Annotated in this window: 21 protein-coding genes; 10 read left to right on the top strand and 11 right to left on the bottom strand. The window is 64.6% G+C overall.

Annotated elements, in window-relative coordinates; all coding sequences use genetic code 11:
• Window positions 1-2,289 carry a transglycosylase domain-containing protein gene (locus AC0L3J_RS08210; RefSeq protein WP_456765154.1) on the bottom strand — a complete coding sequence of 763 codons (2,289 nt, stop codon included), beginning with the start codon at window positions 2,287-2,289 and terminating at the stop codon, window positions 1-3.
• 294 nt (window positions 2,290-2,583) lie between these two features.
• On the opposite strand from AC0L3J_RS08210, the gene AC0L3J_RS08205 reads away from it, so the two are divergent.
• The 3 genes from AC0L3J_RS08205 to AC0L3J_RS08195 all read left to right on the top strand — a co-directional run bounded on the left by AC0L3J_RS08205 (window position 2,584) and on the right by AC0L3J_RS08195 (window position 6,144).
• Complete coding sequence (locus AC0L3J_RS08205; protein ID WP_456765153.1) at window positions 2,584-3,099, top strand: YcgN family cysteine cluster protein; 516 nt, start codon at window positions 2,584-2,586, stop codon at window positions 3,097-3,099.
• A 165-nt stretch (window positions 3,100-3,264) separates the two neighbouring features.
• A complete protein-coding gene (locus AC0L3J_RS08200) occupies window positions 3,265-4,356 on the top strand; it encodes a M12 family metallopeptidase (RefSeq protein WP_473346773.1) in 1,092 nt (363 codons plus the stop codon).
• 207 nt (window positions 4,357-4,563) lie between these two features.
• The gene (locus AC0L3J_RS08195; protein WP_027516953.1) at window positions 4,564-6,144 is read left to right on the top strand and encodes an MDR family MFS transporter; all 1,581 of its coding nucleotides are present in this window, start codon (window positions 4,564-4,566) and stop codon (window positions 6,142-6,144) included.
• Between the two features lie 6 nt (window positions 6,145-6,150).
• Here the strand turns inward: AC0L3J_RS08195 and AC0L3J_RS08190 are convergent, their stop codons facing one another.
• The 3 genes from AC0L3J_RS08190 to AC0L3J_RS08180 all read right to left on the bottom strand — a co-directional run bounded on the left by AC0L3J_RS08190 (window position 6,151) and on the right by AC0L3J_RS08180 (window position 11,033).
• On the bottom strand, window positions 6,151-8,652 hold the full coding sequence (locus AC0L3J_RS08190; protein ID WP_456765151.1) for a GAF domain-containing sensor histidine kinase: 2,502 nt from the start codon (window positions 8,650-8,652) through the stop codon (window positions 6,151-6,153).
• Between the two features lie 114 nt (window positions 8,653-8,766).
• On the bottom strand, window positions 8,767-10,455 hold the full coding sequence (locus AC0L3J_RS08185) for a thiamine pyrophosphate-requiring protein (protein ID WP_456769665.1): 1,689 nt from the start codon (window positions 10,453-10,455) through the stop codon (window positions 8,767-8,769).
• Window positions 10,456-10,613: 158 nt separating this feature from the next.
• Entirely contained in the window at window positions 10,614-11,033 is a 420-nt protein-coding gene (locus tag AC0L3J_RS08180; RefSeq protein ID WP_456765150.1) for a hypothetical protein, read from the bottom strand.
• Window positions 11,034-11,228: 195 nt separating this feature from the next.
• On the opposite strand from AC0L3J_RS08180, the gene AC0L3J_RS08175 reads away from it, so the two are divergent.
• Window positions 11,229-12,674: a hypothetical protein gene (locus tag AC0L3J_RS08175; protein WP_456765149.1), complete on the top strand. Its 1,446-nt coding sequence runs from the start codon at window positions 11,229-11,231 to the stop codon at window positions 12,672-12,674.
• A gap of 1 nt (window position 12,675) precedes the next feature.
• Here the strand turns inward: AC0L3J_RS08175 and AC0L3J_RS08170 are convergent, their stop codons facing one another.
• The 7 genes from AC0L3J_RS08170 to ku form a co-directional block, all read right to left on the bottom strand.
• On the bottom strand, window positions 12,676-13,359 hold the full coding sequence (locus tag AC0L3J_RS08170; RefSeq protein ID WP_456765148.1) for a class I SAM-dependent methyltransferase: 684 nt from the start codon (window positions 13,357-13,359) through the stop codon (window positions 12,676-12,678).
• An 8-nt stretch (window positions 13,360-13,367) separates the two neighbouring features.
• A complete protein-coding gene (locus AC0L3J_RS08165) occupies window positions 13,368-14,363 on the bottom strand; it encodes a glycosyltransferase family 2 protein (protein ID WP_473346772.1) in 996 nt (331 codons plus the stop codon).
• A gap of 176 nt (window positions 14,364-14,539) precedes the next feature.
• A complete protein-coding gene (locus AC0L3J_RS08160) occupies window positions 14,540-16,102 on the bottom strand; it encodes a hypothetical protein (RefSeq protein WP_456765146.1) in 1,563 nt (520 codons plus the stop codon).
• Window positions 16,103-16,286: 184 nt separating this feature from the next.
• The gene (locus tag AC0L3J_RS08155) at window positions 16,287-16,451 is read right to left on the bottom strand and encodes a Flp family type IVb pilin (protein WP_456765145.1); all 165 of its coding nucleotides are present in this window, start codon (window positions 16,449-16,451) and stop codon (window positions 16,287-16,289) included.
• A gap of 191 nt (window positions 16,452-16,642) precedes the next feature.
• Complete coding sequence (locus tag AC0L3J_RS08150; RefSeq protein ID WP_456765144.1) at window positions 16,643-16,825, bottom strand: hypothetical protein; 183 nt, start codon at window positions 16,823-16,825, stop codon at window positions 16,643-16,645.
• A 175-nt stretch (window positions 16,826-17,000) separates the two neighbouring features.
• Complete coding sequence (locus AC0L3J_RS08145; RefSeq protein WP_456765143.1) at window positions 17,001-17,237, bottom strand: hypothetical protein; 237 nt, start codon at window positions 17,235-17,237, stop codon at window positions 17,001-17,003.
• Window positions 17,238-17,294: 57 nt separating this feature from the next.
• The gene (gene ku, locus AC0L3J_RS08140) at window positions 17,295-18,278 is read right to left on the bottom strand and encodes a non-homologous end joining protein Ku (protein ID WP_456765142.1); all 984 of its coding nucleotides are present in this window, start codon (window positions 18,276-18,278) and stop codon (window positions 17,295-17,297) included.
• A gap of 233 nt (window positions 18,279-18,511) precedes the next feature.
• Here ku and AC0L3J_RS08135 point away from each other — a divergent pair, with 233 nt between their 5' ends.
• The 6 genes from AC0L3J_RS08135 (at window position 18,512) to ccmI (ending at window position 24,246) form a co-directional block, all read left to right on the top strand.
• Window positions 18,512-18,667 (top strand): hypothetical protein, encoded by a 156-nt coding sequence (locus AC0L3J_RS08135; RefSeq protein WP_007593402.1) that lies wholly within the window; start codon window positions 18,512-18,514, stop codon window positions 18,665-18,667.
• 230 nt (window positions 18,668-18,897) lie between these two features.
• Window positions 18,898-19,569 (top strand): response regulator transcription factor, encoded by a 672-nt coding sequence (locus tag AC0L3J_RS08130; RefSeq protein ID WP_027569117.1) that lies wholly within the window; start codon window positions 18,898-18,900, stop codon window positions 19,567-19,569.
• 121 nt (window positions 19,570-19,690) lie between these two features.
• On the top strand, window positions 19,691-21,067 hold the full coding sequence (locus AC0L3J_RS08125) for an ATP-binding protein (RefSeq protein ID WP_456765141.1): 1,377 nt from the start codon (window positions 19,691-19,693) through the stop codon (window positions 21,065-21,067).
• A gap of 162 nt (window positions 21,068-21,229) precedes the next feature.
• On the top strand, window positions 21,230-22,630 hold the full coding sequence (locus AC0L3J_RS08120) for a hypothetical protein (protein ID WP_456765140.1): 1,401 nt from the start codon (window positions 21,230-21,232) through the stop codon (window positions 22,628-22,630).
• A gap of 99 nt (window positions 22,631-22,729) precedes the next feature.
• Window positions 22,730-22,999 (top strand): hypothetical protein, encoded by a 270-nt coding sequence (locus AC0L3J_RS08115; protein WP_456765139.1) that lies wholly within the window; start codon window positions 22,730-22,732, stop codon window positions 22,997-22,999.
• A gap of 131 nt (window positions 23,000-23,130) precedes the next feature.
• Window positions 23,131-24,246 (top strand): c-type cytochrome biogenesis protein CcmI, encoded by a 1,116-nt coding sequence (gene ccmI / locus AC0L3J_RS08110; protein ID WP_456765138.1) that lies wholly within the window; start codon window positions 23,131-23,133, stop codon window positions 24,244-24,246.
• Window positions 24,247-24,274 lie beyond the last annotated feature (28 nt).

Genomic DNA, 24,274 nt, shown 5'->3' with positions numbered 1-24,274 from the left:
TTAGTTCTTGCGCGGGGCGGATGCGTTCGCATTCTCTTCCGCATAGTTCTGCGGGAAGGCGAGCGCGCTCGTGGACGATGCCGGCTTGGCTTGCTTGGGGTCGCTGGCGGCCGATTTGGTCGCGGCCCTGGCCGCGTCATCGAGCAGTTTCTCGACGCGCACCAACACGTCGGCGCCGCGCTTGGTCAAGACCGGCGGCGGACCGGGCTTGGTCTCCAGCACCTTCGGCGCCGCATTGGCCTGCGCGTTGGCGATCCGCTCGGGCGGCAGCTTCTGGCCCATGCCGATGCCGGCGATTTCCCGCACCTCGACGCCCTGATGCGCCGCGAGCATGATGTCGTGCCAGGTCTGCGCCGGCAGCGAGCCGCCGGTCATGCGGTTGGTCGGCGAATAGTCGTCATTGCCGTACCAGACCGCGCAGGTGAAATTGCCGGTGTAGCCGACGAACCAGGCGTCGCGATAGGCATTGGTGGTGCCGGTCTTGCCCGCGGTCGGAATGCCGTCGAGCGCGGCGCGGCGCGCGGTGCCTTCGCTGACGACGTGGCTCATCATGCCAGCCATGTCGGCGGCCACGGAGGCGGGGATCGCCTGGCGCGGCTTCGGCCCGTCGCGGTCCCAGCGCCAGACCGGATCGCCGGCGCCGGTGCGCACTTCCAGCACGGAATGCGGCGTCACCGCCTTGCCGCGGTTGGGGAAAGTCGCATACGCCACCGCGTGCTCGAGCACGGTGACTTCGTCCGAGCCGATCGGCAGCGACGGCGTGTCGGGCAGCGGCGCCTTGAGGCCGAAGCGGCGCGCGACCTCGACGATCTTGGCGCGGCCGATCTTGGCCGGGTTCGGCGCCTTGGGCTGCTCCTTCTGGCCGATCGCGATCGACAGCTTGACCGGCACCACGTTGATCGAACGCGTGATCGCCTGCGTCAGCGTCACCGCGCCGGAATAGGAATGACCATAGTTCTGCGGGCACCAATTGCCGATGCAGACCGGGCCGTCCACCACGATCGAATTCGGCGTGAAGCCGTTGAGGAGCGCGGTGGTGTAGACGTAAGGCTTGAACGACGAGCCCGGCTGGCGATAGGCGTCGGTGGCGCGGTTGAACTGGCTGGCGCCGTAGTCGCGGCCGCCGACCATGGCGCGGATGCCGCCGTCGAGATCGGAGACGACGGTCGCGGCCTGGGTCGCGTGATAGTCGCGGCCGAACTGGCGCAGCTGGTTCTCGACTGCGTCCTCCGCGGCCTTCTGCACATTGGTGTCGATCGCGAGCCGGACCACGAAGACGCGCTCGGTGTAGGATTTCGGGAAGGTGTCGACCAGCTTGCGCATCTCGTCGAAGGCGTAGTCGAGATAGTAATTCGGCGACGCCTCGTAGCGGCGGTCGACCGCGAAGGCGGGATTGCGGCGGGCGCCGAACACCTGGCCCTCGGTCATGAAGCCGGCGTCGACGAGATTGTCGAGCACGACGTTGGCGCGGGCGCGGGCGGCGGGCAGGTTGATGTGGGGCGCGTATTTGGTCGGCGCTTTGAACAGGCCGGCGAGCATCGCGGCCTCGGCGAGCGTCACGTCGCGTGCCGATTTGTTGAAGTAGAAATGTGCGGCGCCGTCGACGCCGAAGGTGCCGCCGCCCATATAAGCGCGGTCGAGATACAGCTTGAGGATCTCGTTCTTGGTCAGGCGCCATTCCAGCCAGACCGCGAGGAAGGCTTCGTTGACCTTGCGCTCGATGGTGCGCTCGTTGCTCAGGAACAGGTTCTTGGCGAGCTGCTGCGTGATCGAGGAGCCGCCCTGGCGGACGCCGCCGGCCTGGGCGTTGGTGACGAGCGCGCGCGCGGTGCCGGCGATGTCGATGCCGAAATGCTCGTAGAAGCGGCGGTCCTCGGTCGCGAGCGTCGCCTTGATCAGCACGTCCGGAAAATCTTCCAGCGGAATCGAATCGTTGTGCTTGATGCCGCGGCTGCCGATCGGGTTGCCGTAGCGGTCGAGGAAGGTCACCGCGAGGTCGGACTTCTTCAGCCAGTCCTCGTCCGCGGTCTCGCGGAAGGCCGGGATGGCGAGGGTCAGCATCACAACCAGGCCGCCGAGGCCGAGGGTCGCAGCCTCCGACAGCGGCTCGATGAACACCCAGCGCTTCCACCGCCCGACATAGAAGCGGTCCATGAAGGTCGAGTAGCGCTCGTAGAGCTCGCGGATGCCCTTGGCCGAGGAGAACAGCGAGGAGTCGATGCGCGCATCGAGATCCAGGAAGAAATTCCGGATCCGGGCCTTCCAATGCGGTGGTATGATCTGGCGCACCTAGAACCCTTGCGGCTTGGTTCGAAAGCGTTCAAGCACCCGGCCGGGGCGGCATCGAGACGTCTTGCGGGAGTGTTGCGGCAAACCCAAGGCGCCCGGCCAGCGACGGTGGGGACTTGCTGTTCCTTCTAGCCGAGCAGGGCCTATAAACCAATGGTCACGCTTGCGATTTTGAACAACAGGCCTAATTGACCCCGGTTCATTACGGGCCTCACGCGGGCGTTGCTTGCAGCCCCAAGGCCGCACGCCCTAGATGGCACCAGCCGTAGCTCTTTCGAACTTTTGTTGAGGCGCATGACCGCAGCTCCCAAACGACCTTCAGGCCAGGAAGGATTCTTCTGGAAAACCAAGACGTTGGAAGAGATGTCGGGGCCCGAATGGGAGAGCCTGTGCGACGGCTGCGGCCGCTGCTGCCTGAACAAGCTCGAGGAAGAGGGCACCGGCGACATCTACTTCACCCATGTCGGCTGCAAGCTGCTCGATGGGGTGACCTGCGGCTGCAAGGATTATGCGAATCGTTCCGACAAGGTTCCGGACTGCGTCCGCCTGACGCCGGCCAATGTCCGTACCCTGAACTGGCTGCCGCCGAGCTGCGGCTACAAGCTCGTCGCGGAAGGCCGCGACCTCTATTGGTGGCATCCGCTGGTGTCAGGCGATCCCGACACTGTGCATGAGGCCGGCGTCTCCGTACGCGGACGGGTCGAAGGCAGCGAGGTGGAGATCCCGGACGATGAGCTCGAGAACCACATCGTGCAATGGCCGGCGCAGCTGCCGAGACGGGCCCGCCTGAAGCGACGTCCGAAGGACTGATCCGCTTGTGAGATCGAGGTCGGGCCGGAGCGGACGCCCAGCCCCTGGCGCAGCATTGATACAATCTGAGATTGTGATATGCTGGCGCCGTTTTACGGCTCATTTTTTTCTCTTGTCTTCTGTTTTCAGTCCCCCACCCGGGGGCGTAAATCTTTGGAGAGCCATATGGCAAAGTCGCAAAAGCAGGCGAAGAAATCTCCCGTGGTCAAAGGTCAGGCCCGGCCATTTTGTCAGAACGGCCCGAGAGTCCCGCCGCAGCTCAGTCCGGCTGTCATGGCCGACCCACTTCGCGCACGTGCGATTCTCTCGAGCCGATCCAAGTGGGTGAACGGCACGGTCCTGCACTACTGCTTTTTCACCTCGGGTCACTTTGAAGTTCCCAGGGCCCAGGCGGACGCAATACGCAAGGCTTTCGCGAAATGGAAGGCGGTAGGCATCGGCCTCGAATTCCAGGAGGTCTCCCAACTCGCTGAAGCCGAAGTGCGAATTGGCTATTCAGTGCCAGACGGATCGTCAGCCTCGCAGGTTGGCAGGGACGTGCTGCAGGTATCCCAGACCGAGCCGACCACCGTGTATGGTTGGGATCTGACCTCGCAATATGGCAGCGGCACTGCGCTGCACGAACTCGGACACGTGCTTGGCATGGAGCACGAGCATCAAAACCCCTTCGCCGGCATCAAGTGGCATGACGAGGCTGTTTACAAGTCGCTGGGCGCCCCGCCCAACAAGTGGAGCCGCTCGACGACGTTTCACAACATCCTGGAGAAGCTCACCCCGCAGCAGGTACAGGGTTCAACATGGGATCCGGATTCCATCATGGAATACGAGTTTGAGCCGGGGTTGATTGCGGAGCCGAAGCCTTACGAGACCAATGGTCTGGTTCCTCCGGGGACGCTCTCCGCCGGAGACAAGCAGTGGATCCGCCGCTGGTATCCGCCGCTACAGCCGGCCTTGACGACGCTTCAGCCCTTCCATCCGGCCGTGGTCGATCTCGCCGCTGGTCAGCAGATGGACTATGCGATCAAACCCAGCGCCTCACGCAAATATACCATCGAGACCAAAGGGCCGTCTGACGCAACGCTGGTCCTGTTCGAGGAGGTCAACGGAACGCCGCGGTTTCTCGTGGGTGACGATGATAGCGGCGAGGATCGAAACGCGAAGATTTCCTACAAATTGTTCGCCGGCCGAAGCTATATCGCCCGGCTGCGACTGGTGCATCCAGGCCCCTCGGGCAAGACGGCACTGATGTTTTCCTAAAGTTGCCCTGGGGCGTCGCAGGGCTGCCGGCAGCGACCGGGGTCCTGCGACTCTCACCTGGGTCCGTACGCCAATCGTCGCGATGGCCCGACTTTGGGATGCACCCATGCGCCGCGGTGCCTGCCTGGGAAGAACTTTGCTGTCTACATTGGAGTGCATAGAACGAATCCTTCGCGGCGTTGCGCCGCCTCATGGCTTCCGATCGAGATGAACAAGTTCGAGCGGCAGAGCAGTTCTGCCGACACCCAGACATTGCCCGACGATATCGCCGAGGAATTGTCCCGCCTTCCGAGCGAGGTCTTGAGCGTCGATGACGCTCCTTCGCTCGCGCCGCCGGCTCCGCTGTCGCAGGACGAGGTCCGCACCATCGTCATCAGCCTGATGCTGACGATGTTCCTGGCCGCACTGGACCAGACCATCGTCGCCACCGCGCTGCCGACCATCGGACGCCAGTTCCACGACGTCTCCAATCTCTCCTGGGTCATCACCGCCTATCTGCTCGCCTCGACCGCGGTCGCGCCGGTGTTCGGCACGCTCAGCGACATCTACGGCCGCCGCGTCATGATCATCATCTCGCTCAGCCTGTTCGTCGCGGGCTCGGTGCTGTGCGCGATCGCACCGAACCTGCCGATGCTGATTCTTGCACGCGGTCTCCAGGGGCTGGGTGGCGGCGGCATCATGCCGGTGGTGCAGACCGTGATCTCCGACGTCGTGAGCCCACGCGAGCGCGGCCAGTACCAAGCCTATTTCTCCAGCGTGTGGATGGTCGGCGGCATTCTCGGCCCGGTCATCGGCGGCGTGTTTGCCGAGCATCTGCATTGGTCGATGATCTTCTGGATCAATGTGCCGCTCGCGGCCGCGGCGATCGCGCTGCTGCTGCCCCGGATGAAAAAGATCCCGGTGTTCCACCGCAAGCGCAAGGTCGACTGGCTCGGCGGCGTGCTGCTGATGGCCTCCGCCGTCGTCTTCATGCTTGTGCTGACCTGGGGCGGCACGCGCTTTCCGTGGCTCTCGCCAACCGTGCTTGCGATGGTGGGCGGCGCGGTCGCACTCGCGGTCACTTTCGTGTGGCATGCGCGCCGCGCCGACGAACCGTTCCTGCCGCTGCCGCTGCTCGGAGGATCGGTTGTGCCGTTCGGGCTGACGGCCGGCGGCTGCGCGCTCGGTGCGATCACGGGCCTCACCGTGCAGCTGCCGCTCTATTACGAGGCGGTCTATCACCTCAGCGCCAGCGAAGCGGGCCTTGCGCTGATTCCGCTCGCGGCGGTCTCGACCGTCGGCGCGGCCGTCGCCGGTCGCACCATGGCGCGCGCCAAGCACTACAAGCGGGTCGCCATCGTCGGAACGTCCTGGGCCGCGCTGTGCGGCCTCGCCCTCACGTTGACGACGTTGCCGCTCTGGGCACTGCTGACACTGATGGCTGCGTTTGCGCTTGGCCTCGGCACTACCTTTCCGGTCTGCGTGGTCTCGGTGCAGAATTCGGTCGCCCGTCCGCAGGTCGGCACCATCACCGGCGCCTTGAACTTCTTCCGCTCGCTGATGTCCTCGTTCACGGTCGCGGCGTTCGCGGCCATCCTGCTCATCGCCCTCGGTGCCGACGTTCCGCTCGCCGGCGAGCATCACGGCGCCGTCAATGCGATCCCCGCCGACGACATGCGGCATGCGTTCCGCTACGTTTTCGGCGCCGCCACCGCGCTGATGGCTGGCGCCGCGCTCTGCTTGATCATGATGGAGGAGCGGCCGCTGGCCGGTCCGTCCACGACGCAACCCGTCGAGATGGCGGAATAAGAACCGCTAGCCGCGGCCTCCGCCCGGAAAGCTGCTGTTTCGCGGCAATCGAATCGTAAATTCCGTGAACGTGCCGGGCTCCGTCGCGACGTCGATGGTGCCGCCGTGCTGCTTGACCACGATATCGTGGCTCATCGACAATCCAAGGCCGGTGCCTTCGCCGGCCGGCTTGGTGGTGAAGAACGGATCGAACATCTTTTCCTTCACCTCGTGCGGAATGCCGGTGCCATTGTCGCGGATGCGGATCTCGATGCTGTCGCCCCGGTCGCGTGTCGCGGCGATCACCACCGGCTCGTAATCGGCGGCGCCGTCATCCGACTTGCGCTTGGCGACCGCGTGGAAGCCATTCGAGATCAGGTTCAGCAGCACCCGGGTGATCTCCTGCGGAAACACTTCCGCTTGCCCGGCCGCCGGATCGAGCTCGCGCTTCAGCGTCACGTCGAACTGCGGCTTCTCGGCGCGGGCGCCGTGATAGGCGAGGTTGAGGCTCTCCTCGACCAGCGCGTTGATGTCGCTCAGCCGATGCTCGCCGCCGCCCTCGCGGGAATGCAGCAGCATGTTCTTGACGATGGAGTCGGCGCGCCTGCCGTGCTGCACGATCTTCGCGAGATTGTCCTTCAGGAGCCCGGTCAGCTCGTCGACCTCGCTGCGGACGTTGTCAGCAAGCGGGACAGGCGCGAGCGCATCATTCAGCTCGTCCGTCAGCTCGGCGGAGAGCGATGCAAAATTGTTGACGAAGTTGAGCGGGTTCTTGATCTCGTGCGCAATCCCGGCCGTGAGCTGGCCGAGCGAGGCCAGCTTCTCGGTTTGCACCAGCCGGTCTTGGGCAGCACGCAAATCATCGAGCGATTTGGCGAGGTCCCGGGTGCGATCCTGCACCTCGTTGAACAGGCGCGTGTTCTCGATGGCGATCACGGCCTGGTCTGCAAAGGTCTTGAGCAGGGCGATCGCCTTGTCCGGGAAGGGACCGGCTTCCGGCCGCGTCACGCCGATGGTGCCGATCGCGACGCCGTCGCGGAGCATCGGGATCACGAGGATGCTGCGATAACCTCGCGTCCGCGCCAGCTCGCGCATGGCGTCGGTGAGGTCGGGCTCGTTCTGCATGTCGCTGCGGAATGCGAACTCTCCGCTTCTTGCCACGCGGCTGTGAATGCCGGACGCCGACAGCGGCGCCGGGAACGAGCTGAGCAGCTCTTCGTTGCCGGCTGCGTTGTCGGTGCTGAAGGCGGCCAGGTGCAGCAGGCCGTCGGTGACGCGCGTGACGGTGGAGGAATGTCCGCCGACCAGGGACTTGGCGCTATCGGAGATCGCCTGAAACACCGGCGTCACATCCGCGGGCGAGGCCGCGATCACCTTGAGGATGTCGGCGGTCGCGGTCTGCCGTTCCAGCGCCTCCCTCGTGGTATTGAACAGGCTGACATTCTTGATCGCGATCACCGCCTGGTCGGCGAAGGTCTGCAGCAGCCGCACATGATGCTCGCCGAATGCGCCGGTCGCGCGTCGCGTGGCGATGATGATTCCGATGGCCTCACCGTCGCTCATCAAGGGCGCGAACAACATGCTGCGGTAGCCGCGGGCGCGCGCGATATCGCGGGCTGCCGGTTCGACCTCGGTGTCGGGCAATTGCGCCGCCGCCCCATTGGCCACGAGCCGGTAGGGCGGGAACTGCGCGAATGGCACCGGGAACGAGGCCTGCAGCACGCGATCGCCGGCCGGATCGGTCGGCGTGAACGCCGCAAGGTGCGCGGCGCCGCCGATGTAGCGCAGCACCGCCGTGGAGAAGCCGCCAATCAGCCGGTTGGCATTGGCGGCGATGGCGTCGAACACCGGCTGTACGTCGGACGGTGAAGCGGCCATCACTTTCAGGATGTCGGCGGTGGCGGTCTGGCGTTCCAGCGTCTCGCGTGTCTCGTTGAACAGGCGCGCGTTCTCGATCGCGATCACCGCCTGGTCGGCAAAGGTCTGGAGCAGCTGGACGAGGTCGGTTGCGAACGCGCCGGGCTCGGCGCGCGTGACGCTGATCATGCCGACCGGCGTCCCCCGGTTCATCAACGGCATGAACAGCACGCTGCGGAAGCCGCGCAGCCGCGCGAGGTTCCGGTTCAGCTCCGGGACCTCCGCGGCTTCGCTATCTGGAAACTGGATCGTCTCGCCGCCACGCACCAGCGCGAAGGTCGGAAAGTCGGCAATCTTGCGCGGGAACGACGCCTTGAGCCCTTCGTCCGCCTCGGGGCTGGTTGGTGTGAACGCCACGAGGTGGAGCTCGTCCTCGATGAACTGAAGCACGGTGGCGGAGAAGCCGCCGAGCAAACGCCGGGAGCTGGACGCAATCGCCTCGAAGACCGGCCGGGCATCGGAGGGAGAGGCCGCGATGGTGCGCAGAATCCCGGCGCTGGCGCTCTGACGATCGCGCGCAATCGCGAGCTCGCTGCGAAGCTGCGCGTTCTCGGCTGTGGCCGCCTGTAACAGGCGCTCAAGTTCCGCGATGTCGTTGGAAGGGGCGGTCATTCGCAATCCGGCTTGATGCTGCGACAAGCGCGGCACCAGGGCGGATTATCACATCTCGTGCGGCCGGAGCCAGCGTCCGCGACGGCGAGTTTTGCTGCCAGAATCCGGCCAGCTTTATGTGCCCGGGCGCGACACCTCGGTCTCCTTGCTGGTGATGAATTCCAGCAGCACGGGAACGCCTTCCTGCGTCTTCTGGATGCCGCGCCTGATCGCGGGGATGATGTCCTCGGGTCTTGTCACCCGCTCGCCATAGCCGCCGAAGGCGCGCGCCATCGCGGCGTAGTCACCGGAAATGTCGGTCGAGCGATATTTCTCGGTCGAGACCGGCATCACCTTCAATTCGATCGCCATCGAAAAATTGTTCAGCAGGATCGACATGATCGGAATGCGCTCGCGCACCGCGGTCTCGAAATCCATGCCGGTGAAGCCGATCGCGGCATCGCCCCAGACATTGATGCAGAGCTTGTCGGGCTTTGCGAGTTTTGCGCCCATGGCCAGCCCAAGACCGTAGCCGAGTTGCGTCGTCTTGCCCCAGCCGAGATAGGTGAGGGGCTCGACCGACTTCCAGAACGGCGAGAGCTGGTCGCGCGGGCTGCCGGCATCGTGGGTGATGATCGTGTTGCCGATGTCGACGGTATGCTGCAGGTCCCACAGCACGCGATAAGGACTCAAGGGCGCATCATTGCTGGTGAGCTTCGGCATCCATTTCGCCAGCCACTCCTTGTGCGAGGCCGCGATCTCTGCGGCGACCGCCGAGGCGTCCCGATCCGCGGTGACGGTCTTGCCGATCTCCTCCAGCAGCGCATCGAGCACGAGCCCGGCATCGCCGACGAGGCCGATCCTGGCTTCGACGTCCTTGTTGAGATGGTTCGGATCGAGTGTGGAGTGGATGATGGTTTTGTCTTTCGGCATCGCGATGCCGAAGCTTGTTTCGGTGAAGGAGCAGCCGATGCCGAAAATGACGTCGGCCTCGGCCAGGAACTTCGGCACGGCGCGCGGCACCGCAAGGCCGCCGGAGCCGAGCGAGAGCGGATGCGTTTCCGGAAAGGACGATTTGCCTCCAAGGCTGGTCGTGACGGGAATGGCGAGCCGTTCGGCCAGCCGTTTCAGTTGCGGCCAGGCCTGCGCGTAATGCACGCCCTGGCCGGCATAGATCACCGCGCGCCTGGCATTCGTGAGGAGGCTGGCGGCTTCCTTCACATGTACGGGGTCGGCGCCGTAGCGCGTGCGCAGCACAGGCGTGTAGTTCAGCGGCTCCGGCACCTCCTCGTTCCACATGTCCGCTGGGATCTCGACGATGACAGGCCCGCCGCGGCCGTTCTTCAGCTTGGTGAAGGCGCGACGAAAAATGTTGGCGACCTCGGCGGCAAGGATGATCGGTTCGGACGATTTCGAAAACGCCTTCATCGCCTCGCTGGAATTGAAGTTCGGCTCGATATGCGCAAGCCTGCGCTGATAGCCCATCGGCAGCACCAGCACGGGAACGGATTCGCCGTAGCATTGCGCGACGCCGCCCATCGCGTTCTCCGCGCCGGGCCCATGCTGCATGCAGAACGCGCCGATCGAGCGTCCCGATGTCACCCGCGAGATCGCATCCGCCATGTGAATGCCGACGCGCTCCTGCCGCACCATCACCGGCCGGATATCGGCCTTCGCCGCATGCTCGATCAGATGGTTGACCGGATAGCCGCAGAGGATCTCGATCCCCTCGCGCTTCATGATTTCCGCAATCGCGGTGCCGAGCTTCATGGCGTCTCTCTCCCTGGGCGGGCCGGTTGCTCCGGCTGATTGGGGAGAGAGGATCAGGAAATTGGCGGAGGGTAAAGCGTGAGCGCGTGAGAGCTGCGGTAGGTCAGCTATGCAGCGAGCTGCCGTAGCCCGGATGGAGCGCAGCGCAATCCGGGCCGTTCCACCCGGATAGACCGGTGACCAATTTCGCCGCGCTCGATCCGCTACGACCGCTACTTGCAGCTTTGGCAGATCCTCAGCTTGCGTTTCAACGCCTCGTCTTCTTGATCGATCAATTGCTCAGCGGCGCCTTTAGCACCCGGGTCGGCCCTGGAGCCCGTCGCCGTGCGTGATCTCACAGGCGGGACCACCTGGGTCGAGGCGTCATTGTCGTCGCCGGTGCCTACGCTGAAGCCATCGTAGTCGGCGGCTGGGTTCGGCGCCGATGGAAGCCCGCCGATCACCGGCGGCGAAGCTCCTCTGATGGATGCTGCCGGCGGAGGTCTGGAATTTTTGGCGCCCGCGTGCGGCGGCGATCCATTGGGCGGAGAAAGCGAAACCGGCGGTGCGGCCGAAGTCTGTCCTCTCGCGCCGTCCTGCGACCAGACGCCGACAAAGACGAGGCTGAAAGCCAGGAGCATCACGCTTCTCATCCGCATCCTTGCAGCTGTGGTTGGTCGATTGACAGTATGAAGGGTATCAGGACCCGCATGGTCGTCAAAGCGCCGCAGCCCGGATTTCGCAGCTGGGAGTATGGTTCACAAAGCGTGACCGGCCCGCCGCGCGCTCCCCAGCCGCCGTGAACGTCAAAGAGGAATTTAACGCTTGCGCCCTAACTTGCGCTCGCCATGAGTGACCAGGTCGTCCACAGCGAGGTTCAACCGTTTTCGGCGCGTGCGGCGCTTCCCTGGCTGGTGAGCCTTGGCGTCTATGTCCTGCTGCTGATCCTAGGACCGCGGCTGCTCAATGATCCCGACACCTATTCGCACATCGAGGTCGGGCGCTGGATCATCGCGCACGGCACGCTGCCGGCGAGCGACCCATTTTCTTTTTCGAGGCACGGCGCCCCCTGGATCACCTTCGAATGGCTCTCGGAGATCATCTATGCCGGAGCCTACGCGCTTGCCGGCTGGCAGGGCGTCCTCGTCGTCGCCGCCGCGGCGATAGCGCTCGCGTTCGGCCTGTTCACGTTCTTCCTGCTGCGCGAGCTTTCGCCGGCCCAGACGCTGCTCATGGTGATCGCGGCCGTGATCCTGTTGGCGCCGCATATGCTGGCGCGGCCACATGTGCTGGTGCTGCCGTTGATGGTGACCTGGGCGGCTGCCCTGGTACGCTGCATGGATCGTGGAGGGCCTCCGCCGTATTGGGCCCTTCCGCTGCTGGTCGTGTGGGCCAATCTGCACGGCAGTGTGGTGCTGGCGCTTGGACTGATCGGCCCTGCGGGGCTCGAGGCGCTGCTGCGCGAGAAGCGCAGCGAATGGCCGCGCGTATTCCTGCGGTGGCTGCCATTCACCGCGCTTGCGGTCGCTGCGTCCTGCCTGACCCCCTACGGGCCGGAACCGCTGCTGATGCCGCTGACTACACTCGGCCTGGGCCCCGCGCTCGGTTGGATCGCGGAATGGCGGCCGCAGGATTTCAGCCACATAGGTATCTTCGAGTTGCTGCTGCTGGCCGGCATCTTCGCGCTCTCGCGTGGCGTGACGCTGCCGGTCGTGCGCACCTTGGTCGTGATCGGCTTGCTGCATTTCGCGCTGGCTCAGATCCGCAATGCGGATCTGCTGGCCATGCTGGCGCCGCTCTATCTGGCGGCTCCGCTGGGGCGGACGTTCGGCGGATCGATTGCGGAAGATGCTGCCGGCTCGTCACGCGGCCTGAACCTGGCCGTGCTGGGTGTGTTGATCGCGGTGAGCGGGGCGACGCTGGCCCGTGACATACGGCCGGCTCCTGCCATTACCCCTCAGGCTGCCATCCCTGAAGCCAAGCTCGCCACGGCGGGGCACGTACTCAACGATTATTCCTTCGGCGGCTATTTGATCTTTGCCGGCATTCCCACCTTTATCGACGGTCGCGGTGAACTGTACGGGGGAGCGTTGATCAACCGCTACAATCGCGCCCTGGCGCTGGTCGATCTCGGCGACTTTCTCAAGTTGCTCGACGAATACAATATCGGCGCGACGCTGCTCGCGCCGGGGACGCCGGCGATAGCGATGCTGGACCGGCTGCCCCAATGGCAGCGCGTCTACAGCGATGACGTGGCGGTCGTGCACAAGCGGCGAGATATGCCGCAAAGATAGATCAAGCGGTCCCGAAGGCGGCGTATTGGCCGCCAAGCGGCACGCCGCTCAGGGTCGCTTCGAGGCGCCGCGCGGGCTTGGTGTCCCAGGGCAGCAGCAGGAAATGGCGCGCACCGATCTCGCGCAAGCCGCCGGCAGCCATCAATTTTCGGGCTTTACCGGCCCCGAGCAAGACGGCGTCCCGGTCGAACTCACAACGCGCGACGGCAAGGCGCGTCAGCGGGTTGTATGGATTGTGCTCGATGACGCAGACGAGTCCCCCAGGGCGGGTCACGCGCCGCATCTCCGTGATGAATTGCGCCCACTCGGCCGGCACGACGTGATGCATCACGCAGACGGCCGTGACCAGATCGAAGCTGGCATCGTCGAAAGGAAAGGTGCGGCCGTCAAACTCACGGTAGTCGACCCTGCCATTGTCAGCGCGTGCCTGCGCCAGGCTGGCCGAAGAAACGTCGATGCCGCTCAAGCGGCCGACCATGCCGTGCAGCAGCGGATGAAGGCTGCCGACGCCGCAGCCGACGTCCAGCATGTCGGGCCTCTCCGTGTCGAGCCGCTGCGAGATCAGATTGCCCAGGAGATCGGCCTTGGCGCGCATGAAGAAATGATGCGGCAAACCGGAGAAGTCGATCGAGGATTGGACCACGTCACGGTAGTTGTCGTGATAACCGTCGAAGAGCTCGGTCATGCGCTGGATCACTCGTGGACGGCGTGAATCGCAGGCGCGGCCGTCGCCTCGTTGCGCTCGAAGCCGGCGCGTGTCTGCACCACGTAGAGCGGACGCCGTTTCACCTCGGCATGGATGCGACCGACGTAAAGCCCCACGATGCCCGTCATCAGCATGTTCATTCCACACAGCAGGGACACGACGACGATCGTCGAGGACCAGCCGGTCACGAGATGACTGTCGTTGCTGAGCCACAACACGATCACCCAGCCGCCATAGAGCAGTGCCAGACCCGAGACCGTCAATCCGCACCAGATCGCGAGGCGCAAGGGCAGATCGGAAAAGCCGAGCGCGGCGTTCGTCGCGAGCCGCACCATCTTGAACAGCGGATATTTGGTCTCGCCCGCCGCGCGCTCGAGGCGGTGGAAGGTGACCTCGGCCTGCCGGAAGCCGAGCCAGGCGATCATGCCGCGTACGAAGCGGTCCTGCTCCGGCATCTGCCGAAGCGCGTCGAGCACCTTGCGATCGATCAGGCGGAAGTCGCCGACATCGGCGGGGATGCCGACCGAGGACATCCTGCCGAGAAGCCGGTAGAACAGATGCGCGGTCGCGCGCTTGAATCGGCTTTCGCCGTCGCGCGACAGGCGGCGGGCGTGGACGATGTCGTTGCCTTCCTGCCATTTTGCGATCAATTGCTCGATCACTTCGGGCGGATCCTGCAAATCGGCATCCATGACGATGATCGCATCACCCTGCGCGGCGTCCATGCCGGCGGTGATGGCGATCTGATGCCCGAAATTTCGCGACAGGCCGATATAGCGAAAGCGCGGGTCGCGCGTGGCGAGCGCCTGTAGCACGATCGAGCTGGAATCACTGCTGCCGTCGTCGACTAAGATTGCTTCTGCCGGCCCGTCGAGCCGGGACAAGACCAGGTCGAGCCTGCGCAGCAGCACCGGCAACACGGCTTCCTCGTTGAACACGGGGATGACGAGGCTGTAGCGGATCGACTGGAAATTGGCCGCCATGCGAGAGAGTCCAACTCGTTGCAGGAGCGGAAGTCTATGCCGGTGGTGGTTAAGGTCGCCTTGCCACAACCATTAAGGATATGGGGCGCCGTGGCCGCTTCCAATGAGGCGGGTGCGGATGGTGATACCCAATTAACCACGCTGGGCAGCGGCGGCTTTGGTCTAGGACTTGCGGCCTAGGACTTGCGGCGGATCTTGTAGAGAACAAATCGCTCCGAGGTGTCCAACGCTTCCAGCAGATCCGGCAGCGGGTTCGCGACCTTCGGCCCGAGGACGTAGAGATAGTCGTAATCCTGGTGCCAGGTGCTGACGAACGGCGGAACGCCAGCCGGCGGCCCGCTTGCCGCAATCGCCGCAAGCACGCCGAGCGGCACCGGGCCCCCGTAGGGAATGGCAAGACGGCGCACGTCCTCGCGGGCTCGCACGGGCTGCTTGCCCGCTTCCGTGAAGAGATTGGGCACGAACGCGCTGGCATAGTGCACGGCGAGCGTCGGCGCATAATACATCGGATATGAGGTGAGGTCGGCGAAGGGCGGGTCTCCATTGTCGTCCGTGCTGGCGACCAGGATGCGCGAGCCGCGATCGATCTTGTGGAACGACTGGACCATGGCCGCATAGTCGGTGCGGTAAGGCAGCCACACCGCCAGCACGACGGCGAGGTTGATCAGTATGACGCTACTGATCGCGGCGAGCGCCGCCATTCTCCACGCCCGGCTGGGCAGCGTCAGCGAGCAGAAGGCCGGCAGGATCAGAGCCGCAGCGGGAATCACGCGCAGGTCGACGAACGAGGTTCCGAACAGCTTCGAGGGAATGACGACATAGAGCAGAGCGAAGCCGATCGCGAGCCAGATTCCGGCTGCTTCGAGCTTGAGGACACCGCGCCTTGCGGCGAAGAACAGCGAGATCATCAGCGTCAGTCCGGTCGCCGCCGCGACCGTCAAATTGTAGCCGTTCATGATGCGCAACGGCCAGATCGGCTTGAATCCGAAGAACCAGTTCGTTCCTTCGCTTCCGATCGATCCCGCCGTCATGCGCATGATCCCAAACAGGGCAAGTGCCGGTATGGCCAACGCGGCGAGCCGCGCGGCGGCGACACCGTACGATGTTCGCCCATGGCGGATGCGCGAGAGCTCGTAAAGGCCGAGCGTCGCGCCGTAAATGCCGAGGGAGAAGAAATGCGCCGCAAACAGCGCAGCGACGAAGACCATGTTGACGACGAAACGCAGTGGCCATGGGCGTTCCGCGAGCATCAGATAGAGCGCGATGCCGCAGAGAGCGAGGCCCAGTCCGAACTCGAAATTCACGAAGCCCCAGCTGAACGGCAGACAGTAAAGGAAAGCGAGCGCCGCAAAGCCGGCGAGATGGACCCGTCCCTTCCGGGCCCATTCGAGCAAAAGCGCGCCTCCGACGATCAGCAATTGGCTCAGGAGCAGAAACAGCCGCGTGGCGTTCTCGACGCTGATCAGCCGCGCCATTTGCGGGACCAGCAGATCCATTCCAAGGTTGGGATAGAATGCCCAGGCCACTTCGTAATGCGGATTGGCGTTGGGCGTGCCGTTCTGGCTCAGAATATACATCCGGGCGAGGTGATTGGGATAGTCGACCATCGCGGGGATAGGGGTCAGCAGCACCGGAAGAAACGACAGGGCCGCCAGGACAGCAAGAACGGTGATCGCCACCGATCGGTCCGAGCCAAGGCGAGCCCGGATTGTCGAGGTCGGCTTGTCGGAAGGAATCATGTCATCGGGCCGCTGGAGTTTGAGCTTACGCTCTACGACGGCGCAACCGCACGACACAACGCCATAATGCGAACTTCGCGAAAATCAGGCTGGGGTCGCCGCCGCATCGGAAGGAGGAGTCCGTCATCCGGCGTGCCGCACGCGGACTCGTGCTGATGAGATTGCGGCGCGCCGGCTATGCCGGCTACTTCACCGCCGCGCTGATCGAGTTGAATTTGCCGCTCAGGAGTGCGCCGCCCGTGTTGTTCACGGCCGTGATGATCGCGAGCGCGATGCCCGTGGCGATCAGACAATACTCGATGGCGGTGGCACCATTTTCATTGGCAAGAAATGACTTGAGCAAAGTCATCGTCAACTCCTGTTCATCCGTCCAACCTAGGCTGGTGCCGTTTTCGGAATGGTAAATTGATTCACTAATTTTTCGCGGGCGCGTCAAAACGCAGCTGGGTGGTCCTCACCTGCCGTCTGATATGGTGTCATCGATTGACTTAAGGTTTCGTCACCCAATTCGGACGCATTTGGCGATGTCGTCATCCCGTCTCAGGACGAGATCTGACGTTCCGGCGCGATCTTGCCGGGGCGTTTCAGCACCGCTGCCACGCGTCCGACCAGATAGCTCACCGCGCACGGCTGCGCCCGCGCGGAGCTGCCGGCGAGGCTTTCTTCCTCGGCCGCGTCGTTGACGATGCCGATGTAGTTCTTTCTGGCGTCCTGCTGCTGCACGAGCCTGCAAATCCCGGGTTCAATCGAGGGGCGACCATGCTGCGCTGAGCGAGAAGCGTCGGTTAATTTTGTCTTCCGTAGGATTACGTGCCGCCCCCGCGACTGCGGGCAGACGCTGAAAGCGCGGGCTTGGCTTAACGGATTGTTGAGCCTGTTCTCGACCGGGGTGCAAAGCTCAGTCGCGCCGAGCGTCCGCATTCAGCGCCCGCAACACCGCGATGCGGGCGAACATCGTCCAGCCGCCGCCGGTCTCGGCCGCGTTGATCAGGGTTTCGATCGCGGTCTGCCAGTGGCTGGCATGCTGCGTATCCTCGGGCAGTCGCATGATGTGATCGGCAGCTTCTTGCAGCGTCCGGAGCTTGCGCCCGCCATGTAACGAAATGGGGTCGTCGAACGCGGTCGACCAGGGCATGTCAGGTCGGCCGATCGACGAGGGGAGGCATCACGGCGTCGTCGCTGTGCGATGGTTCTAGCCGGCCTTCTTCGCCCGCGCCGGCGCGCGCACTGGCTTGTCGGCCTTCTTGGGAGCGGCTTTCGCAGCGGCGTCCTTGCCGCCCTTGCCGGCGATCGGCAGCAGCATCTCGCGCTGGCCTTCGACGCGTTTCTTCGGCTTCTTGCCCTTGACGACGTCCTTGCTCGCGTCCTTGGCCACCTTCGCCGCGGGGCTTGCGTCCTTCTCGTTCGCGATGCTCTTCTTCAGCGCGTCCATGAGGTTGATGACGTTGCCGCCGGTCTTGGGCGCGGCCTTTGCTGCGATGGGCGCGCCGCTGCGCTTCTTGTTGATGAGGTCGATCAGCGCGGTCTCGTAATGGTCCTCGAACAGCTCGGGCTCGAACGCGCCGGACTTCTTCTCGACGATGTGCTTAGCAAGGTCGAGCATGTCCTTGGTCAGCTTCACGTCCTGGATGTCGTCGAAATAGTCCTTCTCGCCGCGCACCTCATAGGGGTAGCGCAGCAGCGTCCCCATCAGGCCGCTCCCGAGCGGCTCCAGCGCGATGATGTGCTCGCGGTTGGTCAGCACCACGCGGCCGATCGCGACCTTGTCCATGCTCCGGATCGTCTCGCGGATCACCGCAAAGGCGTCATGGCCGACCTTGCCATCGGGCACGAGATAATAGGGGCGGATCAGATAGCGGCTGTCGATGTCGGTCTTCGGTACGAACTCGTCGATCTCGATCGTGTGGGTGGAGTCCAGCGCGATGTCGTCGAGCTCGTCCTTGGTGACCTCGATATAGGTGTCGGTGTCGACCTTGTAGCCCTTGACGATGTCCTCCGAGGTCACCTCGTCACCGGTCTCGGCGTCGACCTTGAGGTACTTGATCCGGTGGCCGGTCTTGCGGTTGATCTGGTTGAACGAGACCTTCTCGGTATCCGAAGTGGCCGGATAGAGCGCGACCGGGCAGGTCACGAGCGACAAACGCAGAAAACCCTTCCAATTGGCGCGGGGGGCCATGGGCTACTCCAAACGCAACGGGGACAGAAGACGAAGATACCATCGGGGAACAACGAATCATAGCAAGGCGGATCGCTGAATCTTGCAACTGCGTTAACCGGCCGCCCGGTGCGCGGTTGCAACCTGATCAGGCCGCAAAGGCCGGAACATCATATCCCATCATGCGTTGGCACGAGACATTCCGCCGCGAGCAGTCGCGGCCATCCGACGCGACAGTCAGAATTGAGGTCACCATGGCAACCACGCGAGACCAACGTCAGATCGTGGAAACTCCGACCGAGGCGCGCCAGGGCGAGCCTGGGCCGTCGGTGGCGGCGCTGCTCGCCATATCCACCGGGCTTGCGATCCTGATCCTCGCGGTCATCTGGTTCGTGTTCTTCCGGACCTGATCGGCAGATCGAGCGGACGGTTCGCACCTTCCGACTCGCCGCGTAACGCGGCACATTGCGCCCGCCAGGCCGCCGGTTCGTCCGGTGGCCTGGCGGGCGCAATGCGTTTTGCGCGAACAGGTCGGATATGACCAAAAAGTAACGCGGCCGGTTCCCCGTGTTCATATCCAGTTCACGCCGGAATTGCTCATCTGTGCGGGTGTTCATGCGGCCTAATTCTGGAGAGAAGCGTGCGCCTGCTCGTCGTTGAGGACGACCCCGATCTCAATCGCCAGCTTACCAAAGCGCTGACCGACGCCGGCTATGTCGTCGATCGCGCCTTCGACGGGGAGGAGGGGCATTATCTCGGTGACAACGAGCCCTACGATGCCGTGGTGCTCGACATCGGCCTGCCGAAGAAGGACGGCATCTCGGTCCTGGAAGCCTGGCGGCGCAACGGCCGCACCATGCCGGTCCTCATCCTCACCGCGCGCGACCGCTGGAGCGACAAGGTCCAGGGCTTTGATGCCGGCGCCGACGACTACGTCGCAAAGCCGTTCCACCTGGAGGAGGTGCTGGCGCGCATCCGCGCGCTGCTGCGCCGCTCCACCGGCCATGCCCAAAGCGAGCTGAGCTGCGGACCCGTCACGCTCGATACCAGGACCGGCCGGGTCAGCGTATCGGGCAATCCCATCAAGATGACGTCGCACGAATATCGGCTTCTGGCCTACCTGATGCATCATTCGGGGCGCGTCGTGTCCCGCACCGAGCTGGTCGAGCATCTCTACGACCAGGACTTCGACCGCGACTCCAACACCATCGAGGTCTTCGTCGGCCGCATCCGCAAGAAGCTCGACGTCGACATCATCCAGACTGTCCGCGGCCTCGGCTATCTCCTGACCCCGCCGCCCCCCGGCGCATGAATCGTGGTCTCTCGAACGGTCTTGTCTAGACGTATCTTGGCTTGACGGGCGGCCCGGCAGAGGCCTTGTTCGGGTCATGAGTTCCGACGCCATGCCACCCCGCGCCTCCGGGATCATTCCGATGCCCGCCAGCTCGCTCGCGAACCGCCTGTTCCTGTCGGCGACCGCGTGGCTCGTGGTGATCCTGGCCATCACCGGCGTAGTGCTGTCGTCGGTCTACAAGAACGCCACCGAGCGCGCCTTCGATCGCCGGCTCAATCTCTATCTCCGCACACTGATCGCCGAGGTTGCCACCCCCGACGAGCCCCCGGACCGCCAGTTCCAGTCGCTCGGCGAGCCTCTGTTCGAACTGCCGTTGTCCGGCTGGTACTGGCAGATCACGCGGACCGACACCGAAAAGCCGGAGGTGCGCTCGTCGCGCTCGCTCTGGGACAAGAAGCTGCCGAAGCTTGAAGAGCAGGGCACCGAGCTTACCGCCGCCGGCATCCGGATCGCTTATGTCGACGGTCCCGAGGGACAGAACCTGCGCATGGTGGAGCGGCCGGTCGATCTCGGCGCGGACGGCAAATTTCTCGTCAGTGTCGCCGGCGACGACACCGAGATTTTCGACGAGACGCGCAGTTTCGACTACTATCTCGGCGGCACCTTCACCGCGCTCGGCATCGTGTTGCTGCTGACAACCGTGTTCCAGGTCCGCTTCGGTCTCGCGCCGCTCAAGCGCATCTCCGAATCCATCGCCGACATCCGGTCCGGGAGGGCCGAGCGGCTCGAGGGCGAGTTCCCGGTCGAGATCGCGCCGCTGGCGCGTGAGACCAACGCGCTGATCGACGCCAATCGCGAGATCGTCGAGCGCGCCCGCACCCATGTCGGCAACCTTGCCCACGCCATCAAGACGCCGCTCTCGGTCATCGTGAACGAGGCTGGCGCGCATGCCGCCGATCCGTTCGCGGCAAAGGTGATGGAGCAGGCCGACGTGATGCGCGACCAGGTCGCCCATCACCTTGAGCGCGCGCGCATCGCGGCGCGGGTCTCGGTCGTCGCGACGGTGACGGAGGTTGCACCGGCCATCGAGGCATTGCGGCGGACCATGGAGAAGATCCACCGCGGCCGCGGCGTCGTGGTCGAGGCCGAGGCCGATCCGTCGGCGAAATTTCGCGGCGAGCGGCAGGATCTGGAGGAGATGGTCGGCAATCTCGTCGACAACGCCTGCAAATGGGCGGCCTCGCGGGTCTTCATCGAAGTTCTGGTGGAGGCGCCGCATCAGGCGAGCGCCGGTCCGCGGCTGCATATCATCGTCGACGACGACGGCCGCGGCCTATCGGAGGCCGAGCGTACCCAGGTCTCACGGCGCGGCCAGCGGCTCGACGAGTCCAAGCCCGGATCGGGGCTGGGGCTGTCGATCGTGACCGAGCTCGCTGCGCTCTACGGCGGCAGCCTCTCACTCGGCCGCGCGCCGACCGGGGGCCTGCGGGCGGAGCTGGTCCTCCCCGGAATATAATCCCTTGTTCCGACGCGACTATTTGACCTGCAGCAGCACACCGATCCGGACCAAACCAGGGGTATTCGGAGCGACTTCCTAAACGGCTTCTTAAGCGGCCCCACCTATGATCGAGCAGGACGGATCCCACGTCCGCCATTTTACCGTTCATTACCCGGACGCATGAGCCAGACATCGATCGAGCGGCTGAGGGAATATCTCGCGCAGCTCCCGCCGCAGGCGCAGGCACTGCTGATGCGGGAGTTCGAGCGCGCGCTCGAGCGCGGCCAGGACACGGCAGTGGCGACTCTCGTGCTCGACCAGCTGCGCAAGATTGTCCGCAAGACGGAAGCCGAGGAAGCAACACCGCCGCGCACGGACGATCTGTCGCGGCTACTGTTCCAGGTGCTGGAACCCTTCCTGGTCGAGGCAGGCGCCCCGATCCGGGCCGGGCAGATCCGCCGCTCCTCGCTGGCTCCGATCTGGCAATGGCTCGGCCGCGACGGTGCTCCGGCCAAGCTGAGCGAATTCGAGGCGGCGCTGGCGCGCATGCCGGCCGACAGCGCAGGGCAGGTCGAAGCGCTGGCCTCGAAGCTCCAGGCGGTCGCCGCGGATGCCATCTTCGAGCTGACGGGGCCGGGCGGGGGTGACAAATCGCGTGCGCTCGCACGCGTTGGTCCGCCCAACGTGATCGAGGATCTCTATTCGACCGGGGCGGTGCTCGCGGTCCGCGACGCCATCGCCACCTTGAACGAGAAGCTGCCGCGCTCTTTGCGCGCCTTCGGCGATGCTCAGATCGCCTCGGTGACTGCCGCGCTCAACATTCCCGTCCTCCAGACGCCGCAGATGCTGCCCTTCGCGCTCTCCATCGTCGTGCAGCGGATGACCGCGCCGTGGCAGATCATCCGCCTCGCCATCAAGATTGCCGCGTCCGACGACGAGATCCGTGTTGCGGCAACGCCCTATGGCGTTGCCGTCACGATGGCGCTGCATGATCTGTCTTGCGTGGCCGCCATCCTGCGCATGGACATCAAGCGCGGCCATTTCGACAATGTCGCCGGCAATCTCAAGACGCTGCACGACGGCGTCCGCGGCCTGCGTACCGAGCTCGACCTGCGCAACGATTCCGCTTGGGGCAAGCAGTTGACCTCGATCCGGGCCGACATCTCCAACGCGCTGCAATCCGAGATCGACAGTGTTCCCGGCCGCGTCCGCCGCATCCTGCGCCAGCGCGCCGAGAAGGACATTCCGCCGGGCGCGCGGATCGACAGCACCGAGGTCGAGGAAGCCGTGGCGCTGATCGATTTCGTCGCGACCTGTCGCAACTATGCGAGCGAGCTTGCGATCAACGAGGTGACACTGCGCACCTATTCCGACCTCCAGCAATATGTCGAGCGTTCAACCGAGCAGCTGGTGCAGTCGCTGCGCGGCGCCGATCACAAGGTCCGCACCTATCGGCAGCAGCAGGTGCAGGCCGCGATCCGCTTCTGCCAGGTGCTGTTCGGCGATGATTATGCCTCGCTGATGAGCCGCGCCGCGGAGAACGCGGCCACGGGCGAGCGCAAATCGTCGCGCGCGAGCTGATCCAGGCGCATATTTCAGTAGTCACAATTTCAGGTTGACGGTGCCGATGTCGGGCCCTACGGTCGCCGTGCAAATGTTGATATTTCTATCTGTGGGCGCATGAAATCCGTTATCAGTTCCATCGAAATTGAAAATCGCGTCGTCGTTGCCAAATATCAAAGGCTGATGGTCGGCGCGAAGGTGGTGCTGGTCGAAAAGGCAAGCGGTCGGCAGCTTCCTGAGACCGTCACCAGGGTTGCATCGCCCGTTCCGGTCGGGGCGTTGCGCATCAGATTGCCCGACGCTATCGAGCCGGGAACATACTTCCTGAAGGCCTTCAACGGGCATGGCGAGGACGCCGCCCAAAGCGCGGACTTCGAGATCAGCTAAGCCGTTGGATTTCCACCATTTCGGGACCGTGCGCGGTCGCGCCGAATTGACAATTGTCAATTGCCGCATCGTCCGGCCGTGGTGTAAAGCCACCTGTGGGCGCGGCTTGCGCGCTGCCGGAAGCTTGCCAGATGACGCTATGGTTCGTGTTCGCGCTGATGACGGTCGCGGCGATCTTCGCCGTGCTTTTGCCGCTCGGCCGTAGCGGACGCACGCAAAATCAGGGCAGCGAGGTCGCGGTCTACAAGGACCAACTCGCCGAGATCGAGCGTGATCTTGCCGCAGGGCTGATCGCAGCGCCCGAAGCTGAGGCCGCGCGCGTCGAGGTCAGCCGCAGGCTGCTCGCCGCAGCCGGCAGCGAGCCCGCAACGGCGCCGAAATCCAGCCTCAAATGGCGCCGCGCGGCGGCCGTGTTGGCGCTTGCCGGCCTGCCGCTGGTTGCGATCAGCGTCTACGTGCCGCTCGGCTCGCCCAGGCTTCAGGACTTTCCATTGGCGCAGCGGGAGCGCGGATCCGGGTCCGGCATGGCGCAGTCGCTCGAGAATCTGGTCGTCCAGGTCGAGCAACATCTGGAAAAGAATCCGACCGACGGGCGCGGCTGGAACGTGATCGCGCCCGTGCTGGAGCGGCTTGGCCGCTTCGACGACGCCGTGCGCGCCTATCGCAACTCGCTCACCTACAACGGCGAGAGCGCGGAGCGCCGGTCCGATCTCGGCGAAGCGATCTCGGCCGCCGCCGGCGGCGTCGTGACCGCCGAGGCCAAGACCGAGTTCGAGCGCGCGCGGGCGCTCAGCGCCGACGACCCTAAGGCGAACTATTTTCTCGGTCTCGCCGCCGAGCAGGACGGCCGCAAGGACGATGCCGCCAATATCTGGCGCGCGCTGCTGGCGAAAGCGCCGGCGGATGCGCCGTGGCGCCCTCTGGTGCAGACCTCGCTCGCCCGGGTCGGCGGCGGTGGCGCGACGATGCCGGCGCTGTCGGATGAAACCCTCGCAGCTTCCAAGGACATGAAAGAGGGCGATCGCAACGCGATGGTTCGCGGCATGGTCGAGCGGCTCGCCACGCGCCTCAAGCAGAACGGCGACGACGTCGAGGGTTGGCTGCGCCTGGTGCGCGCCTATCTCGTGATGGGGGATCGCGACAAGGCGGTGGGGGCATCGACCGATGCCCGCCAGGCAGTTGCCAACGATGCAGCGCGGTTGCGCCAGCTCGATGAAGGCCTCAAGACACTCGGGCTCGACGGATGACGATGTCACGACGAGACGGGCAGGGAAT

The sequence above is a fragment of the Bradyrhizobium sp. Kon37 genome (genome assembly GCF_055807535.1).
This window is presented reverse-complemented; position numbering and strand designations above follow the sequence as displayed.